This is a genomic window from Rossellomorea sp. LJF3 (genome assembly GCF_037046045.1).
Lineage (GTDB): Bacteria > Bacillota > Bacilli > Bacillales > Bacillaceae_B > Rossellomorea.
Window position 1 is genome coordinate 92,266 of sequence record NZ_JBANLY010000006.1, and the last position, 16,652, is coordinate 108,917.

The following is a 16,652-nucleotide window of genomic DNA, read 5'->3' on the forward strand; positions in this document are numbered from 1 at the left end:
ATTCTTAATTGATGGAGAAAGTTTCTTAATCAACAGAGTATAGTATTTTGGCTCATTTTGCCACAGAAACAAAAAACGCCTGGAGCAACCTCTTGAGCTCGTAAAAAATATTGGAATGAAGCTTAGTGTAATGGTGGTTTTGGCTCATTTACGCCATCATCATCAAAAGCGATGGAGCAAACTCGTTTGCTCTTTCGCTTTTGATGATGATGGCTACTTTTCAGCTGCGCTGAAAAGCGTGTGAAACATTCGTTTCACACGAATGAGCCAAAACCATGGAGTTTCTTTACTTCATTGTACAAAACAAGGCACGAATGATTCGCGCCTTGTTTGCTATTTTTATTATGCTACAGTTTTACTGTTTTCAACAAGGAATTCTACTGCTTTACGAACTTTAAGGTCAGCTTTTAGTGTGTCAAGGCCGCCTAGTGCTTGTTTGATGTTGTCAGCAGACATGTTGTATTGTTCAGCCATTTTGTTTACTTCTTCTTCTGCTTCTTCGTCGGTTACTTCAAGGTTTTCCGCTGCCGCGATTGCTTCAAGTGTTAAGTTTGTGCGAACGCGTTTGCCAGCGTCTTCTGTCATTTGACCGCGAAGATCTTCTTCTGTTTGACCAGAGAATTGGAAGTAAAGGTCAAGGTTCATACCTTGCATTTGAAGGCGTTGACCGAATTCCTGCATCATGCGGTCCACTTCAGCTGTCACCATTACTTCTGGGATTTCAACTTCAGCATTGTCAGAAGCTTTATTTACAAGAGTTTCACGCACCGCTGTTTCAGCTTCGTTCTTTTTAGACTCTTGAAGGCGTTTTTCGATTTTTTCTTTTAGTTCAGCAAGCGTTTCAACTTCTTCGTCAGCGTCTTTTGCGAACTCATCATCAAGAGCCGGAAGTTCTTTTGCTTTGATTTCGTGAACTTTCACTTTGAATGTAGCAGGCTTGCCAGCAAGTTCAGCTGCATGGTATTCCTCAGGGAAGTTTACTTCTACTTCTTTCTCTTCTCCTGCTGCAACACCAACCAGTTGCTCTTCGAATCCTGGGATGAACTGACCAGAACCTAATTCAAGTGAGTAGTTCTCAGCTTGGCCGCCTTCGAATGCTTCACCGTCAACGAATCCTTCGAAATCCATTGTCACTGTGTCGCCTTCTTCAGCTTTTCCATCTTCTTTGACAGCAAGCTCAGCTTGTTTTTCCTGAAGTGAAGTAAGTTCTGCTTCAACGTCTTCAGCTGTTACTTCTGTTTCCATTTTTTCAACTTCAAGACCTTTGTATTCGCCAAGTTTCACTTCTGGTTTCACTTGTACTTTAGCAGTGAAGATCAGGTCTTTTCCTTTTTCCATTTGCTCAACATCGATTTCAGGACGGTCGATTGGATCGATTCCTGTTTCTTCGATTGCTTTTGCATATGCTTCAGGTAAGATGAAATCTAATGCATCTTGGTAAAGTGATTCTACACCAAAACGTTTTTCGAACATTCCGCGAGGCATTTTCCCTTTACGGAATCCTGGTACGTTCACTTGTTTCACAACTTTTTTGAACGCCGCGTCCAAACCTTCGTTTACTTTCGCAGCTTCTACTTCAATTGTAAGTACTCCTTGGTTTCCTTCTTGCTTTTCCCATTTTGCAGACATACTGTTCCCTCCAACAAATCTATAGTTGATCTTAATTTTTTTACGCATAGTAGTAGATAGTCCCGTGTGAATATAGCACTATCATCGTAAATATATGAAAAACTTTTACATTACAACCATTACATTATAACATACAGCCACTGTCTTTCAACAGAGGGGGTTTAAATATTCGGAGAGGAAATTTCCTCTAGTTCCGTAAGCCTTGATAAAATCCCTTCAGCTTGACTGTTTTCAACCTGCTCTTTCAACTCTTCCTCAAGGATCGCATCGGCAAACATCCCGGCGGTGTAATATGCGTATACCGCAGCGATTTCTTCCGGCTCTTCTTTAAGTGTAAAAGGATAGAGCAGAAAGGCATGACGTTTCAATAATTCCTCTGCATGCTGAAACAGAGTAGGATTCGTTTGTGCCAGAAGCTCATCCAGGCAATGCGTGACCCCGGTGAAGAAATCCGACTCGAAAACGTCTTCCAATGCTGCGGGATAAACCCGATCTTCCATCCCTACCTTCACCACAACTACTTCTTTATCCATTCCATGCTCTTTTAAAACATTTAAAATCATCGTTTGTAAAAATGGATGAGCATCAGGATCCTGTAAAACCCCTTGCAGTTCCCCGATGAACGGGTGAATATTACGATGAACGAGCTGAGCCACGATCAGCGTCTGTTCCTCGAGGCTTTTCCCTGTCAAGATGGACGGTTGATCTTCGGTCTGAACTTCTTTCTCAGGAACAGCCTCTTTCCCGTTCACTACCTTTTCACTGAAATGGAGAAGCTTCCTGAAGTGTTCTTCCTTTTCAAAGGGTACTTCCCTTTCATCAAAAAGGGCATTAATTGTATCGATCACTTCTCTGTGCTTGAGAAGTTGTATAAGAATCATTAAATACATATCAACGACCTCGAAATAGTCACCGATTCCTTCGAGGAGCATCTCTTTACATATGGATCCGGCCTGATCGTATTGCTTGCTTTCATAAAGCGATAATACGAGTGCCGTATTGATATCCGGGTTATCCGGTTCAAGTTCATAGGCTTGTGCGAGGAGCTGGGAAGATTCATGGACTTCCCCTTTTTCCAGGGCCTGCACCCCTTTTTCCAGCAGCCGGTCCTTCAATCCTGGAAACTGTACGATCTTTCCTTTTCCTTCTTGGTTTCCCTTATTCATAAAACGTACCTGCCTATACTGTTTAGTTTGTATTAGTTTAGCACGATATCATTTGGATAACAAAAAAAGCCTACCTCATTGTGGTAAGCTTTGCGTATGTAGGGTTTATGGCGTCCCAGAAGAGATTCGAACTCCCGACCTACAGTTTAGGAAACTGTTGCTCTATCCTGCTGAGCTACTGGGACACATTGAAATGCTGGCAAAATGACTCAAAAAGCATCGTGCCATGTATCGGATAAAAAAAGAGATACCTCACAATTTACTGTGTCAGTACCCCTTGTTAGTCAAAACCCTGATCTCAAGGTTCGTATGTAATGATTATGGCGTCCCAGGAGAGATTCGAACTCCCGACCGACGCCTTAGAAGGGCGTTGCTCTATCCAGCTGAGCTACTGGGACGTGATTTTTTGTTATTTGTTTTTCAAGGACAATATTTATTATATTCACATAGCATAAATAAGTCAACAGATTTTCAAAAAAAGTTTTATTTTATTTTTCAGCCTTGCTTTTTACATCTCAAAATATAATGGGAACCCGTACGAGACGGGTTCCCACACTATATTTCACAAGCTAAATGTTTGCGTCAATTCATCCAGCACCACATGATCGTGGGTCAGAAATGTGACGTTGATTTCTTGACCTTCCGTCTCTACTAATGCGTAGGTACGTTCTCTTCTCCCCCGTGGCAGCAGGATGCTTCCAGGGTTCAGGAATAATGTGCCGTTAATTAATTCTGCCGCCAGAGTGTGCGAGTGACCAAAGAACACAAACTCCGCCCCGACCTCTTCCGCTCTGTATCGGAGTTTCATCAATGACATCTTGATTCCATAGTGATGGCCGTGAGTCACCATGATGGTGTGGTTGTCTACCTTTTCTACCAGGTCGTCAGGTAATCGTGCATCCATATCACAGTTACCCCGGACAATGAGATAAGATGACAATGCAGGATCATCCGCACTCAACTCCGAGTCTCCACAGTGGATCATGGCGTCTACACTGGACTTGTACTTCTCTGAAAGATCCAACAATTCTTCCTTGGATCCATGACTGTCACTTATAACTAATAATCTCATTCAGATTCACCCTTTAAACTAAGTCTGAAATCATATTTCTGAGCTTTTCTAGTGCGTTGCCGCGATGACTGATCTGACTCTTTTCATCTTGTGTCAATTCGGCCATGGCCTTCCCAAGGGAAGGGACAAAGAAGATCGGATCGTAGCCAAAGCCGTTCGTCCCCCTCTTCTCACGCAGGATCATCCCTTCGCAAGTTCCTGTCACCGTTTTCGTTTCCATGTCAGGGCCGGCAATGGCCAACACACAGTAAAAACGGGCCGTGCGGTCGGATTCTTCCACTGACTCAAGCTCCTCCAATACCTTCTCCATATTCGCTTCGTCGCTTTTTTCTTCCCCGGCATAGCGCGCAGAATACACGCCTGGACGACCTTCAAGGGCATCGATGGCGAGCCCTGAATCATCGGCAATCACAAGTTCCCCTAATTCACTGGCTACGGTTTCCGCTTTTAAAATCGCATTCTCTTCAAAGGTTACGCCTGTTTCTTCCACGTCCTCAATATGAGGAAGGTCTAGTAATGTTTGTACCTCATACCCGTAGGGCGCAAACATATGTTGGAATTCTTTTGCTTTTCCCCTGTTCTTTGTGGCTATGATCACTCGTTTTGTCATCGGTTCTCTCATCCCTTTATTGAAATCTTTTTACGATATCACCTAATGATTGCTGCTGGATTTGGAATATTTCGTGAATCCCAACTTGTCCGAGCTTTAATAATTGATGCAATTGATCCATTGTAAAAGTGGCTTCTTCACCGGTTCCCTGAAGCTCTACAAATTCACCCTCACCCGTCATGATGATGTTCATATCCACCAATGCACTGCTATCTTCAATATAATTCAAATCAAGGACCGCTCCGTGTTCTTCCACAATCCCCACACTTGTCGCTGCAAGAAAGCTCTTGAGTGGGAAAGAAGAGATCTTTTTACTGTCCTGAAGTTTTGCAAGGGCGATTGCCATGGCAACGAATGCCCCTGTGATGGAAGCCGTTCTTGTCCCGCCATCTGCTTGAATGACATCACAATCGATCCAGATCGTGCGCTCTCCCAAAGCATCCAAGTCAACGACCGCTCTAAGGGCACGTCCAATCAAGCGTTGAATTTCCATCGTCCTACCTGAGATTTTCCCTTTGGACGATTCACGGATATTTCTCGTTTCCGTCGCTCTTGGAAGCATGGAATATTCCGCCGTGATCCACCCTTTTCCACTGTTTCTCATAAACGGAGGCACCCGCTCTTCGATACTGGCGTTACAAATGACCTTCGTTTCACCAACCGTTATCAATACAGAACCTTCCGGATGCTTGACGTATCCTGTCTCGATTTCGATATGACGCAATTGATCCTTTTCTCTACCGTCTGTTCTCATATAATTCCCTCCTGTTTGTTCGTACGTTATGTAAAAAATGGCCTAATCAAAAATAGAAGAGGCGGCAATCTGCCAACCTCTTATCAGGTGATTCTATTCATAGTATATCAAAAAATCGCGATTTAAAAACTAATTGTATTCACATTTTCTGGTCTTGTCACCGGTTCAATCACCGTTTCCCCATCTTTTGAGACGGTGGTCGCTTCACCATTCACGAGTACCGAGACCCCTTTGATGCCCTTTTGCTCGGTCAGGGAGAGAACGAGGGAATTCAGCATATGCTCAGAAACCATTTTTTCTTCAAGGCTTCCATACACCGCTTCATTAAAGTTCAGCGTCACGGTTCCATCCTCTAGCTTCGGATCATCCAACAGCTTCGCCCCCGTAAAGTCACTTGCCAGGGAAGAGGAATAACCCGGTCCTTCGATCAACTCATTCACCACTGCCTTGACATCATCCGCGGATTTGGAGCTGACGCGTTTCGTCACAGGAACATAATAGGTCTTATCATCTGATTGGGATACATAATACACCGTAAGGGGTTTGGTACTCGTCGGATCCACAACGCCGGAAGTATCCACATTGATCCCGACTTTTCTCGTTAATCCATTTTCGTCGATCGGCGTACCATTCACCGGCATCTCCGTTAAAGGATACCCGTTAACTCTAATTTCGACTTTTTCAACCGAGTCGAACTGGGTCAATGTCCATGTCACGGACTGCAGGATCTTCTGTTCATCTTCAGGCTGATAATTATTGAATTCCGGAGAAAAATCGGCGATCGCCTTTCCGTCTTTAATATCAACCGTCACTTGTGTGTCTGCCGGCAGTACGGCCCTGAATCCGTTTGGCAGGATGTTTTCGACAGGACCATTCTTCACAAGGTATTCCACGGCCTGTTTGGCCACGCTTTCCTGATTCGGAAGAGGGATGGACTGGGAAACGACATAGCCGTTTTTATCAATTAAATACAATTCCGTCATGACGGTTTCTGCACCCGCTTCTTCTTTGCTCACCTTTTTATCTGAATCCTCATTCTTAGCGGTATCGACTTTCTCCCCTTCTTTCAAGTAGGATAAGTCTTGAGGAGGATCGATCTTCTCCTTGTCATCACCGAAACTGAGTAATCCACAACCGGAAAGATATACAGAAGAAGCTAAAACCGTTACAGCAATTGACACCTTCGCTTTTTTTGCCATTGGGAAACCTCCTAAAAGACAGTTTGTACTAACATATATACGAGCCCCCTCCAAAAAATAGACCGAAACTTTTCACAATAAAAGCAACAAAATAAAAAACCACCCGACCACAAGATTCTACTCTTGTAATCGGATGGTTTCTGCTGTTACTTCCCCGACTGTCAGCCAATCGGATGCAATCCGGGAAAAAATCGCCGAAGACCCTGTGTTGAAAAAGCGGTGTTCCGGCTGAAGGACTCCCCTGTACAGGAGATTATAATAATCAAGGATCGTACTGACTTCACGGGCGGTTTCGTCCCCGGAACTGATCACACTGATCTCAGGGCCCATATAAGCCTGTATCTTCGGCTGCAGCAATGGATAATGGGTACACCCCAGGATCAACGTATCGATCCCGGACTCTTTAAGAGGATGGAGCGTCTCCCCTACAATATCAGTCGCCATGGAGCTGTCGTACTCTCCACTTTCCACTAGCGGAACAAATTTCGGGCAGGCGAGGGACGTGACGTCCAGACTTCCGTGAAGGGAGTGAAGGGCATCCACATAGGCGCCGCTATTGATAGTCCCCACGGTTCCAAGGACACCGATCCTCTTATTATGAGTATGCTTGATCGCTGCCCGGGCTCCCGGATGAATGACCCCAATCACCGGTATATCCAAATGGGTCTGTATTTCATCCAGTACCACCGCGGTGGCTGTATTGCAGGCAATGATCAGCATTTTGATATCATATTGCATGAGATATTGAGTCATTTCCCACGTGAACGCTTTTACTTCTTGAGCTGATCTGGGTCCGTAGGGACAACGGGCTGTATCACCTAAGTAATAGATGGTCTCTTTCGGAAGCTGACGCATCACTTCTCTCGCGACGGTGAGCCCCCCTACCCCAGAATCAATGATGCCGATTGGTTGAATCACATTATTCCCTCATTCTGGTTTAATTTCTTGATGTAGTTTTGCTAAATGATCTTTTAATAATAGCACTTCCTGATCAGAGAAATCCGTTAAGGCACTCTGTAAGTAATTCTGCCTTTTCTTGATCACTTCTTCAATAATTCTTCCGCCCTCTTTTAACATATGAATGCGCACGACGCGACGATCATTCTCATCCTTGACCCGCACGACTAACTGGTTTTTTTCCATTCTATCAACAAGATCCGTCGTAGTACTGCAGGCAAGGTACATTTTATTCGAAAGATCTCCGATTGTCATATCCCCATATTCGAATAACCATTGCAGCGCGATGAACTGTGGAGGCGTGATGGTGTACTGACTTAATATTTCTCTCCCTTTTTGCTTAATGATCGATGATATGTATCGAAGGTCTTTCTCGATATCTGCCACTACTTGTATATCTTCAATGGATTGCTCTTTAGAATTCGTCATTATTTCTCTCCTTTTACATTCAGAAACCGGACATTTACTCCTTATGAAAAACCGGAACGCATCTGCCTTCCCGTTTTAGCTTCTATATCTATTATAGGTCAAGCCAGGATTCCCCTTACTAGCATTTTCACCTTTTTCACGGAAAAATTCAAGACAAGTTCACAATGGAACAAAACTAAAAGAGACTGACTCTCATTCAAACATTAATAGGTATCATGTTTAGAAACCCGTTAATTGTTCGGCATCAGAATCAGTCCCTTACATTTAAAGCTTGAGTTCCCCCATGCGAAGAAGCTCTACAACAGCTTGAGATCGCCCCTTCACTCCAAGCTTTTGCATGGCGTTGGAAATATGATTTCGAACTGTTTTCTCGCTAATAAATAGATCACTAGCAATTTCTTTAGTTGTTTTGTCTTGAACCAACAGTTCGAATACTTCTTTTTCTCTTTTGGTGAGCAACGGTTTGTGTGTAAAATCATTGTCCTTCAATTATGGTAACCCTCCTTGCCTTCGCCAGCTTTAAACCGCGGGGATGGGTATTGTTGGTCGTCAGAATATCATATGTGACGGTAGGGTTTAGAGTGACATAGAGAAGGAAGTTAAATGAAAAATAGGCAGCGGTTTCTTTCACGTCCTAAACCGGGCTCGAGACCACCTTTTCGCTATGGAGCTTCGCCTTCATTTCTTCCGTCCAAGGGACACCTTTTCCAGTTTCCTTCGATATTTGCACCATGGTTCCTCTACCAGTAAAGCAAACCTGTTCTTCTTCATTCAGACCCATATAATGTAAATCCACTGAAGAACGACCAACGCGATCTGCCTTCACATATACCTTCAACGTCTCGTCGAAGAATACTTGCTTTACAAAATCACATTGTAAATCTGCAACGACAGGGATCGTATCATGCTCCGGTTTAACCCAGTTTTGCATAAATCCAATGTGTTTTAAATATTCGATCCTGGCTTCTTCAAAATAGGTGAATGGAACGGTGTTATTCATATGTCCAAACATATCAGTCTCAGAAAACCGGACCTTTATATGGATTGAAAATGAAAATTCTTGTTGCCATGTTTCTATATCTTCAATGTATGTAAAATGTTTCAAATTGGCTCCTCCTTTTAGTAAATGAAAAATGAATGATGATTCATTTTATTATACCTTTTTTCTGAAAAATAAGAAACCTATATGCATAAAACAGAGCCGGCAGGAAAAAACCGGCTCTTCTTCTTATTCAATTCCTTTCACGATCCTTCCCTCCACTTGCGGGGAAACGGGGGAATGGGTGGTGAGATACTCACTCATCACCTCATATAGATTGAGGTGCAGCTCGGATATCCTGCCGTTTTCCTTCGCTTTTCTCAATACGGTAAAACCATCCCCTCCACCTGCAAGGAAGGCGTTGACTGCCACCCCGTACATCTTGGAACGGTCAAGAGGAGTCCCTTGGATGTTCATTTCCGTTATTCTATTACCAACGGGCTTTGAAGGATCAAAGCGATATATCATGCCAGATACCTGGAGGAACTGACCTGCTTCCCCATCCACATTCGCAACACTATGTTCCAATGCAAGAAGGATTTCCTCCCCCGTCAGGCGCAATGTGACAAGGGTATTCCCGAAAGGCAGCACCTCCAACACATCTCCCAGGGTAACGGTCCCCGCACCGATGGAACTCCTGATACCACCGCCATTTTGAAATGCGATTTGAGTCGGGCTATATTGATTCGCTTTTTCCAGCATGGCATCTGTAATGAGGTTGCCCAGATTGGTCTCTTTGGTCCGAACGTCCCGACGATCTCCATTTAATGAAATGTTGGTTGTACCAACATCCATGCTCTTTAACTTTTCAATGGGCCCCCGTAAATGCTCCAATCTCTTTTGTGCCCATGGATCAGGTGGATACACGTCATTTCCTTTTTGATCTTTGCCCAACACATCCAGCAGCTCACCATTCCACCCGGTCAGTACACCTCTTTCAGAAAATACAGCCGTTAATTTACCAAGTGACTTCCCATACTCATCACCCTGAACGATCAGTGTCGGTTCTGATTTCAGATTGTACACAAGCGGCGATTCCAATCTTGTATGGGAATGGCCGCCGACGATGATATCGATTCCTTTCACCTTTGGAGCCAGGATTTTGTCCTGCCGTAATCCCAAATGAGACAGCAGGATGAGGTGATTCACTCCCTTTGCCTGTAGTTTCGTCATTTCTTCAAGCACTTTCTTTTCGGCATCCTGAAAGACTATCTTCTTATCTGGTGAAGAAAGGAAAGCCGTATCTTCGGTTGTGAGTCCGATGATGCCGATTTTGACCCCATTGACTGTTTGAATGATAGAAGGGTAGACCTTTCCACTTTCTGATTGTTCCGGGATTCCGCTTTTCATTAAAGGAGCAAGGTTAGGATCAAGCCGGACATCCACATTGCTGCTCACCACGGGAAAGGAAAGTTTACTAATAAAATCCGCCAGCACCCCACTTCCTTTATCGAATTCATGATTTCCCAGCGTCATGGCGTGGTAGCCAATTTCATTCATGAATGCAGCATCTGCCTGTCCCAGATATTCATTAAAAAACAACGTCCCTGAAAACACATCCCCCGCGTCCAGGAGAAGGGCATCCCCATCCTTTTTACGTTCTGCTTTAATCGCTGTGTGCAAATACGGAACGTTTTCCAAATGGGAGTGAACATCATTCGTATGCAGGATCGTCAGACGGAAAGGTCCCCCATCTTCCATTTCCATTGCTTCCACTTCATCAAGGTATACAAGGGATATATTGAATAACAAGATTATGAATATCAATCCGATTCGCTTCACACTCATCACTCCATACGCTCTTTTGTAGTCTACTATGCGACAATCGACTGCATTTTATGAGCCATAACAAAAAAGCACTCCCCCGAAGGAAAGTGCTTTTCATTAGAAAATATTAATCAACCATATGGTCGCTTCCGAAGAAGTTTTTGAACATTTGGAAGGTGGTTTCACGGTTAAGTGCCGCAATCGAAGTCGTCAAAGGAATTCCTTTTGGACAAGATTGAACACAGTTTTGTGAGTTACCGCAGTTGGCAAGTCCACCGTCGCCCATGATAGACTCAAGGCGCTCATCCTGATTCATGGCACCTGTTGGATGCGCATTGAACAAGCGTACTTGAGAGAGCGGAGCAGGCCCGATGAAATCGGACTTACTGTTTACGTTCGGACAGGCTTCCAGACATACACCACATGTCATACATTTTGATAATTCATATGCCCACTGACGCTTTTTCTCAGGCATACGCGGTCCAGGACCCAGATCATATGTCCCATCAATCGGAATCCATGCTTTCACTTTCTTCAAGCTGTCGAACATGCGGCTGCGGTCTACCTGCAGGTCGCGGACAACAGGGAATGTGCGCATAGGCTCAAGACGGATCGGCTGTTCGAGTTGATCGACCAAAGCCGTACAAGACTGTCTCGGTTTACCGTTGATCACCATTGAACAGGCTCCACAAACTTCTTCCAGACAGTTCATGTCCCAGTTGATCGGAGTTGTGTGTTCCCCTTTTGCATTGACCGGATTACGACGGATTTCCATCAAGGCGGAAATGACGTTCATATTCGGTCTGTAATCAAGTTCGAACTCTTCTTGGAAAGGGGCTGATTCCGGGCTTTCTTGACGAGTAATGATAAAACGGACTTTTTTATTTTCACTCATCATTTACTTCCCCCTTTACTCTTAGAATAGTCACGCTTACGCGGTGCGATCAGAGATGTATCTACTTCCTCATAATGGAATTCAGGAGTATTTGTTGCGGCATTGTATTTTGCCATCGTTGTTTTCAGGAACTCCTCATCATTACGATCCGGGAAGTCAGGTTTGTAATGGGCTCCACGGCTCTCGTTACGATTTAATGCACCGATTGTGATGACGCGGGCAAGTTGCAGCATGTTCCACAATTGACGGGTGAATGTCGCCCCTTGGTTGCTCCATTTAGCCGTGTCATTGATATTGATATTTTGGTAACGTTCCATCAATTCCCGGATCTTTTCATCCGTTTGTTGAAGCTTGTCATTATGACGTACAACCGTTACGTTATCCGTCATCCATTCCCCAAGCTCTTTATGGATGACATAAGCGTTCTCAGTGCCATTCATGGACATGATGTTGTTCCATTTTTCTTCTTCCTGTTTCACATAGCGGTCGAATAGTGAAGATGGAACAGATTCTACTGTTTTCTCAAGTCCTTCAATATACTTAATCGCATTAGGACCTGCCACCATACCGCCATAGATAGCGGATAGCAATGAGTTAGCCCCTAAGCGGTTACCACCATGCTGGGAATAATCACATTCACCAGCTGCGAATAATCCAGGAATATTTGTCATTTGATCATAATCGACCCATAGTCCACCCATTGAATAGTGAACGGCAGGGAAGATTTTCATTGGTACTTTACGCGGGTCATCACCCATGAACTTCTCATAGATTTCTATGATTCCGCCAAGCTTGATATCAAGCTCTTTTGAATCTTTATGAGACAGATCGAGGTAAACCATGTTCTCTCCATTGATACCAAGTTTTTGGTTTACGCACACATCAAAGATTTCACGTGTTGCGATATCACGAGGTACAAGATTACCGTATGCAGGATACTTCTCTTCAAGGAAGTACCACGGCTTACCGTCTTTGTATGTCCAGACACGTCCACCTTCACCACGTGCCGATTCACTCATGAGACGAAGCTTATCGTCACCAGGAATGGCTGTCGGGTGGATCTGGATGAACTCACCATTTGCATAATACGCACCTTGCTGATAAACGATCGATGCGGCAGAACCTGTATTGATGACAGAGTTCGTAGACTTACCGAAGATGATCCCCGGTCCACCTGACGCCATGATCACGGCATCTGCTGCAAATGATTTGATTTCCATCGTTTGAAGGTTCTGGGCAACGATCCCTCTTGCGACTCCTTCGTCATCAATGACGACTCCAAGGAATTCCCAGCCTTCGAATTTGCTGACTAATCCAGCCACTTCATGACGCCGAACCTGCTCGTCCAAAGCATATAACAGCTGCTGACCAGTGGTAGCACCAGCGAAAGCGGTTCTGTGATGCTGCGTCCCACCGAAGCGACGGAAATCCAGTAATCCTTCAGGTGTACGGTTAAACATAACACCCATACGATCGAGTAAGTGAATGATCCCTGGTGCTGCTTCCGTCATTGCTTTAACAGGCGGTTGATTCGCTAAGAAATCCCCACCATAAACCGTATCATCAAAATGTTCCCAAGGAGAATCCCCTTCTCCCTTTGTATTGACGGCTCCGTTAATTCCACCCTGTGCACATACAGAGTGAGAACGCTTAACGGGTACCAGTGAGAATAAATCGACTTGCGTTCCTTTTTCTGCTGCTTTAATTGTGGCCATCAGGCCGGCTAAACCGCCACCGACAACGATGATTTTACCTTTACTCATCGTGACTCACTCCTTTTCCTACCATACTTCGAGAGCACTTGCTTATCTATCAGACTCGTATATTTTTCTGCTTATACGAAGGCAAAGATTGCACGCATACCGACAACCGATAACGCGACAAAAATCCCGATCGTAACATATGTAGCAATTAATTGAGAACGAGGTGTAACCGTAAGTCCCCAGCTAACGCAGAATGACCATAATCCATTTGCAAAGTGGAAAATCGTTGAAAGAACACCAAGCACGTAAAATCCTAACATCAACGGATTGGATAAAATGTTTTCCATCATCTGAAAGTTCACTTCAGCTCCGAACGCTGCAGCGACCCTTGTTTCCCAAATATGCCATGTTACGAAAATAAATGTGATCACTCCAGATACACGTTGAAGTAAAAACATCCAGTTACGGAAATAACCAAATCTGCTTGCATTATTCTTTGAAGTGAATGCAATGTAAATTCCGTAAATTGCATGGAAATACAATGGAAGGAAGATGATAAAGATTTCAAGGAAATAACGGAAAGGAAGACTTTCCATAAAATGCGCCGCCTGGTTAAATGACTCTTCCCCACCAGTGGCAAAATGGTTCACGACTAAATGTTGTGTTAAAAATAATCCAACTGGAATAACACCTAGCAATGAATGAAGCCTGCGATAATTAAATTCTCGATTTCCAGCCATGATTTACCCCCCTTAATGATAAAATATGAATTCGTTTTCTAATGCCTTTCATTGATGATTAGACAACGATACATATTTTATATTGTAACAATAATGTGACATGTTCATTTTACTCCCAAGGAGTGGAAGCGTCAAGAAAACGTATACATAAATTCGACAATACCGCAAAAATATTTTCAATATATCAACAACGGAAAACATGAGGTTTTGCCCAATTAAATGTTCGAAAATTCTAATAAATGAACAATAAATATTATAGCACCAAAATATCCCAAGGTCATTTTTTCAAGGTATGGGATGATAATTACCTCTTTCATGTATATAATAGTTTTATAGAAAGAGGGGATTTACTTGGAACAGAAAAAAGAAGAAGTACATCAGCCGTCCGTTCCAATCTTCGGATATGAAATGTTACGCGACATCTTGATTCCAGACATACTGGGAAAACACACACCCGATATCCTATACTGGGGAGGAAAGCAGCTCTCGAGGAAATTCCCCCTTCAGTCAACGGAAGAAATATCTTCCTTTTTCGATGAAGCTGGATGGGGTACCCTTACACTTCTGGAACAAAAAAGAAATGAAATGACATTTGAATTGAACGGACCTGTGATCGAACGGCGTCTGTCACTGAAAACGGATGTGAACTTCAAACTGGAAACGGGCTTTATTGCCGAACAGATTCAGCTTCAAAGAAAATGTGTGGCAGAAGCTGCTGACGAATTACATAAACGGAGCCAATCGGTCAAAGTAATGGTAAGATGGGACGACAAAGACCGTATCGAGTAATCATACTCCCAATAAAGGGTTGCCTGGAATATTCCAGGCAACCCTTTTACATGTTGATCTTACAGCGTGATTTCTTCCAGTTTCACGGCATCCAGATGAAAGGCCGTATGTAAGACACCTGCTGCCTTTTGCATATTCTCTCCATCCACTACTGTGGACACTTTAATTTCAGAAGTGCTGACCATTTTCACCACGATGTCGTTTTGAGCCAGTACTTCAAACATTTCCGCTGCCACACCCGGGTTTGAAATCATTCCAGAACCGACAATGGAGACTTTCGCAAGCCCACTTTCATGCTCGACGTGTGTGAAATTCAACTGTTCCTTATTTCGTTCAAGAACAGCAAGGGTTTCATCGAGATCGTGCTCCTTGATGGAGAAAGATAGATTGGTCGTATTCTGATCCGTCTGGGTCTGGATGATGATGTCTACGTTCAAATGATTTTCCGCCAACGTAGTGAACACGGATGATAGTCCTGTCAATGCATTTCCCAGTCCGAAAACGGTGACCCTGGTAATCTCATTCTCAAATGCTACTCCTCTTACAATCAAGTTCTGTTCCATGCTTGCTTCCTCCTCAATATACGTTCCTTCCACTCTTTCGATGCTGGATCTGACTTCCAACGGGATTTGATAATTCTTGGCAAACTCCACCGCCCTTGGATGGAGGACCCCGGCCCCGAGATTTGCAAGTTCGAGCATTTCATCATAGGAAATCGACGGTAACTTCCTTGCTCCTTCTATATAGCGGGGATCTGTCGTGTATACCCCGTCTACGTCCGTATAGATGTCACAGCGCTCCGCCTTCAGGGCAGCCGCGATCGCAACGGCCGTCGTATCCGACCCGCCCCGTCCGAGTGTTGTGATTTCCCCCGTTTCTGTCATGCCCTGGAATCCCGCTACGATGACCACTCTTCCTTCCTGAAGGTGAGCCGCCATTTTATCGGTATGAATATTGGTTATCCTTGCATTGCTATGGACTGATTCCGTTTCGATGCCGGCCTGCCAGCCAGTGAATGAAATGGCATCATGCCCCGATTGGATAAGGGCCATGGTCAGGAGTGAAATGGTCACCTGTTCCCCGGTTGAGAGCAGCATATCCATTTCTCTTTTGCTCGGTTGAGACGTGATTTCCCTTGCAAGACCAACGAGTGTATCCGTCGTTTTCCCCATGGCAGATACGACGACGACCACATCATTCCCTCTTTCTTTTTCTTCAATGATCCTTGACGCAACATTTTGAATTCTTTCCACAGACCCTACTGAAGTCCCGCCGAATTTTTGAACAATAATACTCACGACTTCTCCCTCTTTCTGAGCGTCTCCGCTCCTTTTGATGATGAAGAGTACAATCACAATCATCCTACACGTCCATAGGACAGGATCTTTGTCACGAAATCCTGCGCTGATAATAAAAAAAGCAATGAGAATAATATCTCATTGCTTTATGAACATACAGCAGAACATACAAATAGGTTCATCGGCATTGTGAGATAGCTCTCCAAGATTGAATCATCTTGACAATCCTGCATTTCTTAAACGCAGGACCAGCGGATATAGTATGAGACTATAACCACTTCGGCGATTCTCCCCTTTCCAGGCATGTCGGCGGGGCTCATACCCCTCTTTGCCTGTACTCTTGAAGTTCGCACCTCTATCACCACTTAAAAAGTGATAATGTTATAAATTTTTGTTTATTATAGCATAGGGGAAATATTGATTCAATGGCTAATTGAGTCAATATTCCATTTCATTGTGTTTTAGTTAGCTTTTTCGAATAAGCATACTGTGGTTGATTTGCGCTCCAGGTGCTCGCTTTCCGCGGGGCGTGGGTTGAGCCTCCTCGGGCTAAAGCCCTGTGGGGTCTCAACTTCCACGCGTTTCCCGCAGGAGTCGAGCACCTT

16 protein-coding genes, 2 tRNA genes and 1 riboswitch are annotated in these 16,652 nt (G+C 44.1%); of the genes, 1 reads left to right on the forward strand and 17 read right to left on the reverse strand.

From position 1 onward, the window contains the following. Window positions 1-342: 342 nt before the first annotated feature. The 16 genes from tig to V8G47_RS08380 form a co-directional block, all read right to left on the reverse strand. Complete coding sequence (gene tig / locus V8G47_RS08305; RefSeq protein ID WP_061810227.1) at window positions 343-1,629, reverse strand: trigger factor; 1,287 nt, start codon at window positions 1,627-1,629, stop codon at window positions 343-345. A gap of 161 nt (window positions 1,630-1,790) precedes the next feature. After that, window positions 1,791-2,795: a tetratricopeptide repeat protein gene (locus V8G47_RS08310; RefSeq protein WP_336199700.1), complete on the reverse strand. Its 1,005-nt coding sequence runs from the start codon at window positions 2,793-2,795 to the stop codon at window positions 1,791-1,793. A 108-nt stretch (window positions 2,796-2,903) separates the two neighbouring features. Further along, a tRNA-Arg gene (locus tag V8G47_RS08315) sits at window positions 2,904-2,980 on the reverse strand. 136 nt (window positions 2,981-3,116) lie between these two features. Then, window positions 3,117-3,193 (reverse strand) — tRNA-Arg (locus V8G47_RS08320). Window positions 3,194-3,357: 164 nt separating this feature from the next. Then, entirely contained in the window at window positions 3,358-3,867 is a 510-nt protein-coding gene (locus V8G47_RS08325; protein WP_336199701.1) for a metallophosphoesterase, read from the reverse strand. 13 nt (window positions 3,868-3,880) lie between these two features. Continuing rightward, on the reverse strand, window positions 3,881-4,477 hold the full coding sequence (locus V8G47_RS08330; RefSeq protein WP_336199702.1) for an XTP/dITP diphosphatase: 597 nt from the start codon (window positions 4,475-4,477) through the stop codon (window positions 3,881-3,883). A 16-nt stretch (window positions 4,478-4,493) separates the two neighbouring features. Beyond that, window positions 4,494-5,231 (reverse strand): ribonuclease PH, encoded by a 738-nt coding sequence (rph, locus tag V8G47_RS08335; protein WP_336199703.1) that lies wholly within the window; start codon window positions 5,229-5,231, stop codon window positions 4,494-4,496. 122 nt (window positions 5,232-5,353) lie between these two features. Continuing rightward, on the reverse strand, window positions 5,354-6,430 hold the full coding sequence (locus tag V8G47_RS08340; RefSeq protein ID WP_336199704.1) for a GerMN domain-containing protein: 1,077 nt from the start codon (window positions 6,428-6,430) through the stop codon (window positions 5,354-5,356). A gap of 117 nt (window positions 6,431-6,547) precedes the next feature. Next, the gene (racE, locus tag V8G47_RS08345; RefSeq protein WP_336199705.1) at window positions 6,548-7,348 is read right to left on the reverse strand and encodes a glutamate racemase; all 801 of its coding nucleotides are present in this window, start codon (window positions 7,346-7,348) and stop codon (window positions 6,548-6,550) included. Window positions 7,349-7,357: 9 nt separating this feature from the next. Continuing rightward, window positions 7,358-7,816, reverse strand: a complete 459-nt coding sequence (locus tag V8G47_RS08350) for a MarR family winged helix-turn-helix transcriptional regulator (protein ID WP_336199706.1) — start codon at window positions 7,814-7,816, stop codon at window positions 7,358-7,360. A gap of 264 nt (window positions 7,817-8,080) precedes the next feature. After that, entirely contained in the window at window positions 8,081-8,305 is a 225-nt protein-coding gene (locus V8G47_RS08355) for a helix-turn-helix domain-containing protein (protein WP_032087424.1), read from the reverse strand. A 145-nt stretch (window positions 8,306-8,450) separates the two neighbouring features. Beyond that, window positions 8,451-8,921 (reverse strand): acyl-CoA thioesterase, encoded by a 471-nt coding sequence (locus V8G47_RS08360; RefSeq protein ID WP_079532502.1) that lies wholly within the window; start codon window positions 8,919-8,921, stop codon window positions 8,451-8,453. Between the two features lie 123 nt (window positions 8,922-9,044). Then, the gene (locus V8G47_RS08365) at window positions 9,045-10,643 is read right to left on the reverse strand and encodes a bifunctional metallophosphatase/5'-nucleotidase (RefSeq protein ID WP_336199707.1); all 1,599 of its coding nucleotides are present in this window, start codon (window positions 10,641-10,643) and stop codon (window positions 9,045-9,047) included. A gap of 106 nt (window positions 10,644-10,749) precedes the next feature. Further along, entirely contained in the window at window positions 10,750-11,517 is a 768-nt protein-coding gene (gene sdhB / locus V8G47_RS08370) for a succinate dehydrogenase iron-sulfur subunit (protein WP_034760486.1), read from the reverse strand. Continuing rightward, entirely contained in the window at window positions 11,517-13,280 is a 1,764-nt protein-coding gene (sdhA, locus tag V8G47_RS08375) for a succinate dehydrogenase flavoprotein subunit (RefSeq protein ID WP_336199708.1), read from the reverse strand. The genes sdhB and sdhA overlap by 1 nt, the downstream gene beginning before the upstream one ends. A gap of 71 nt (window positions 13,281-13,351) precedes the next feature. After that, window positions 13,352-13,960: a succinate dehydrogenase cytochrome b558 subunit gene (locus V8G47_RS08380; protein WP_336199709.1), complete on the reverse strand. Its 609-nt coding sequence runs from the start codon at window positions 13,958-13,960 to the stop codon at window positions 13,352-13,354. A gap of 351 nt (window positions 13,961-14,311) precedes the next feature. Here V8G47_RS08380 and V8G47_RS08385 point away from each other — a divergent pair, with 351 nt between their 5' ends. Then, a complete protein-coding gene (locus tag V8G47_RS08385) occupies window positions 14,312-14,749 on the forward strand; it encodes a YslB family protein (RefSeq protein ID WP_034757096.1) in 438 nt (145 codons plus the stop codon). 59 nt (window positions 14,750-14,808) lie between these two features. Here V8G47_RS08385 and V8G47_RS08390 read toward each other — a convergent pair whose 3' ends face one another. Continuing rightward, window positions 14,809-16,047 (reverse strand): aspartate kinase, encoded by a 1,239-nt coding sequence (locus V8G47_RS08390; protein ID WP_336199755.1) that lies wholly within the window; start codon window positions 16,045-16,047, stop codon window positions 14,809-14,811. A 187-nt stretch (window positions 16,048-16,234) separates the two neighbouring features. Next, a riboswitch (Lysine riboswitch) is annotated at window positions 16,235-16,413 on the reverse strand. Window positions 16,414-16,652: the final 239 nt, after the last annotated feature.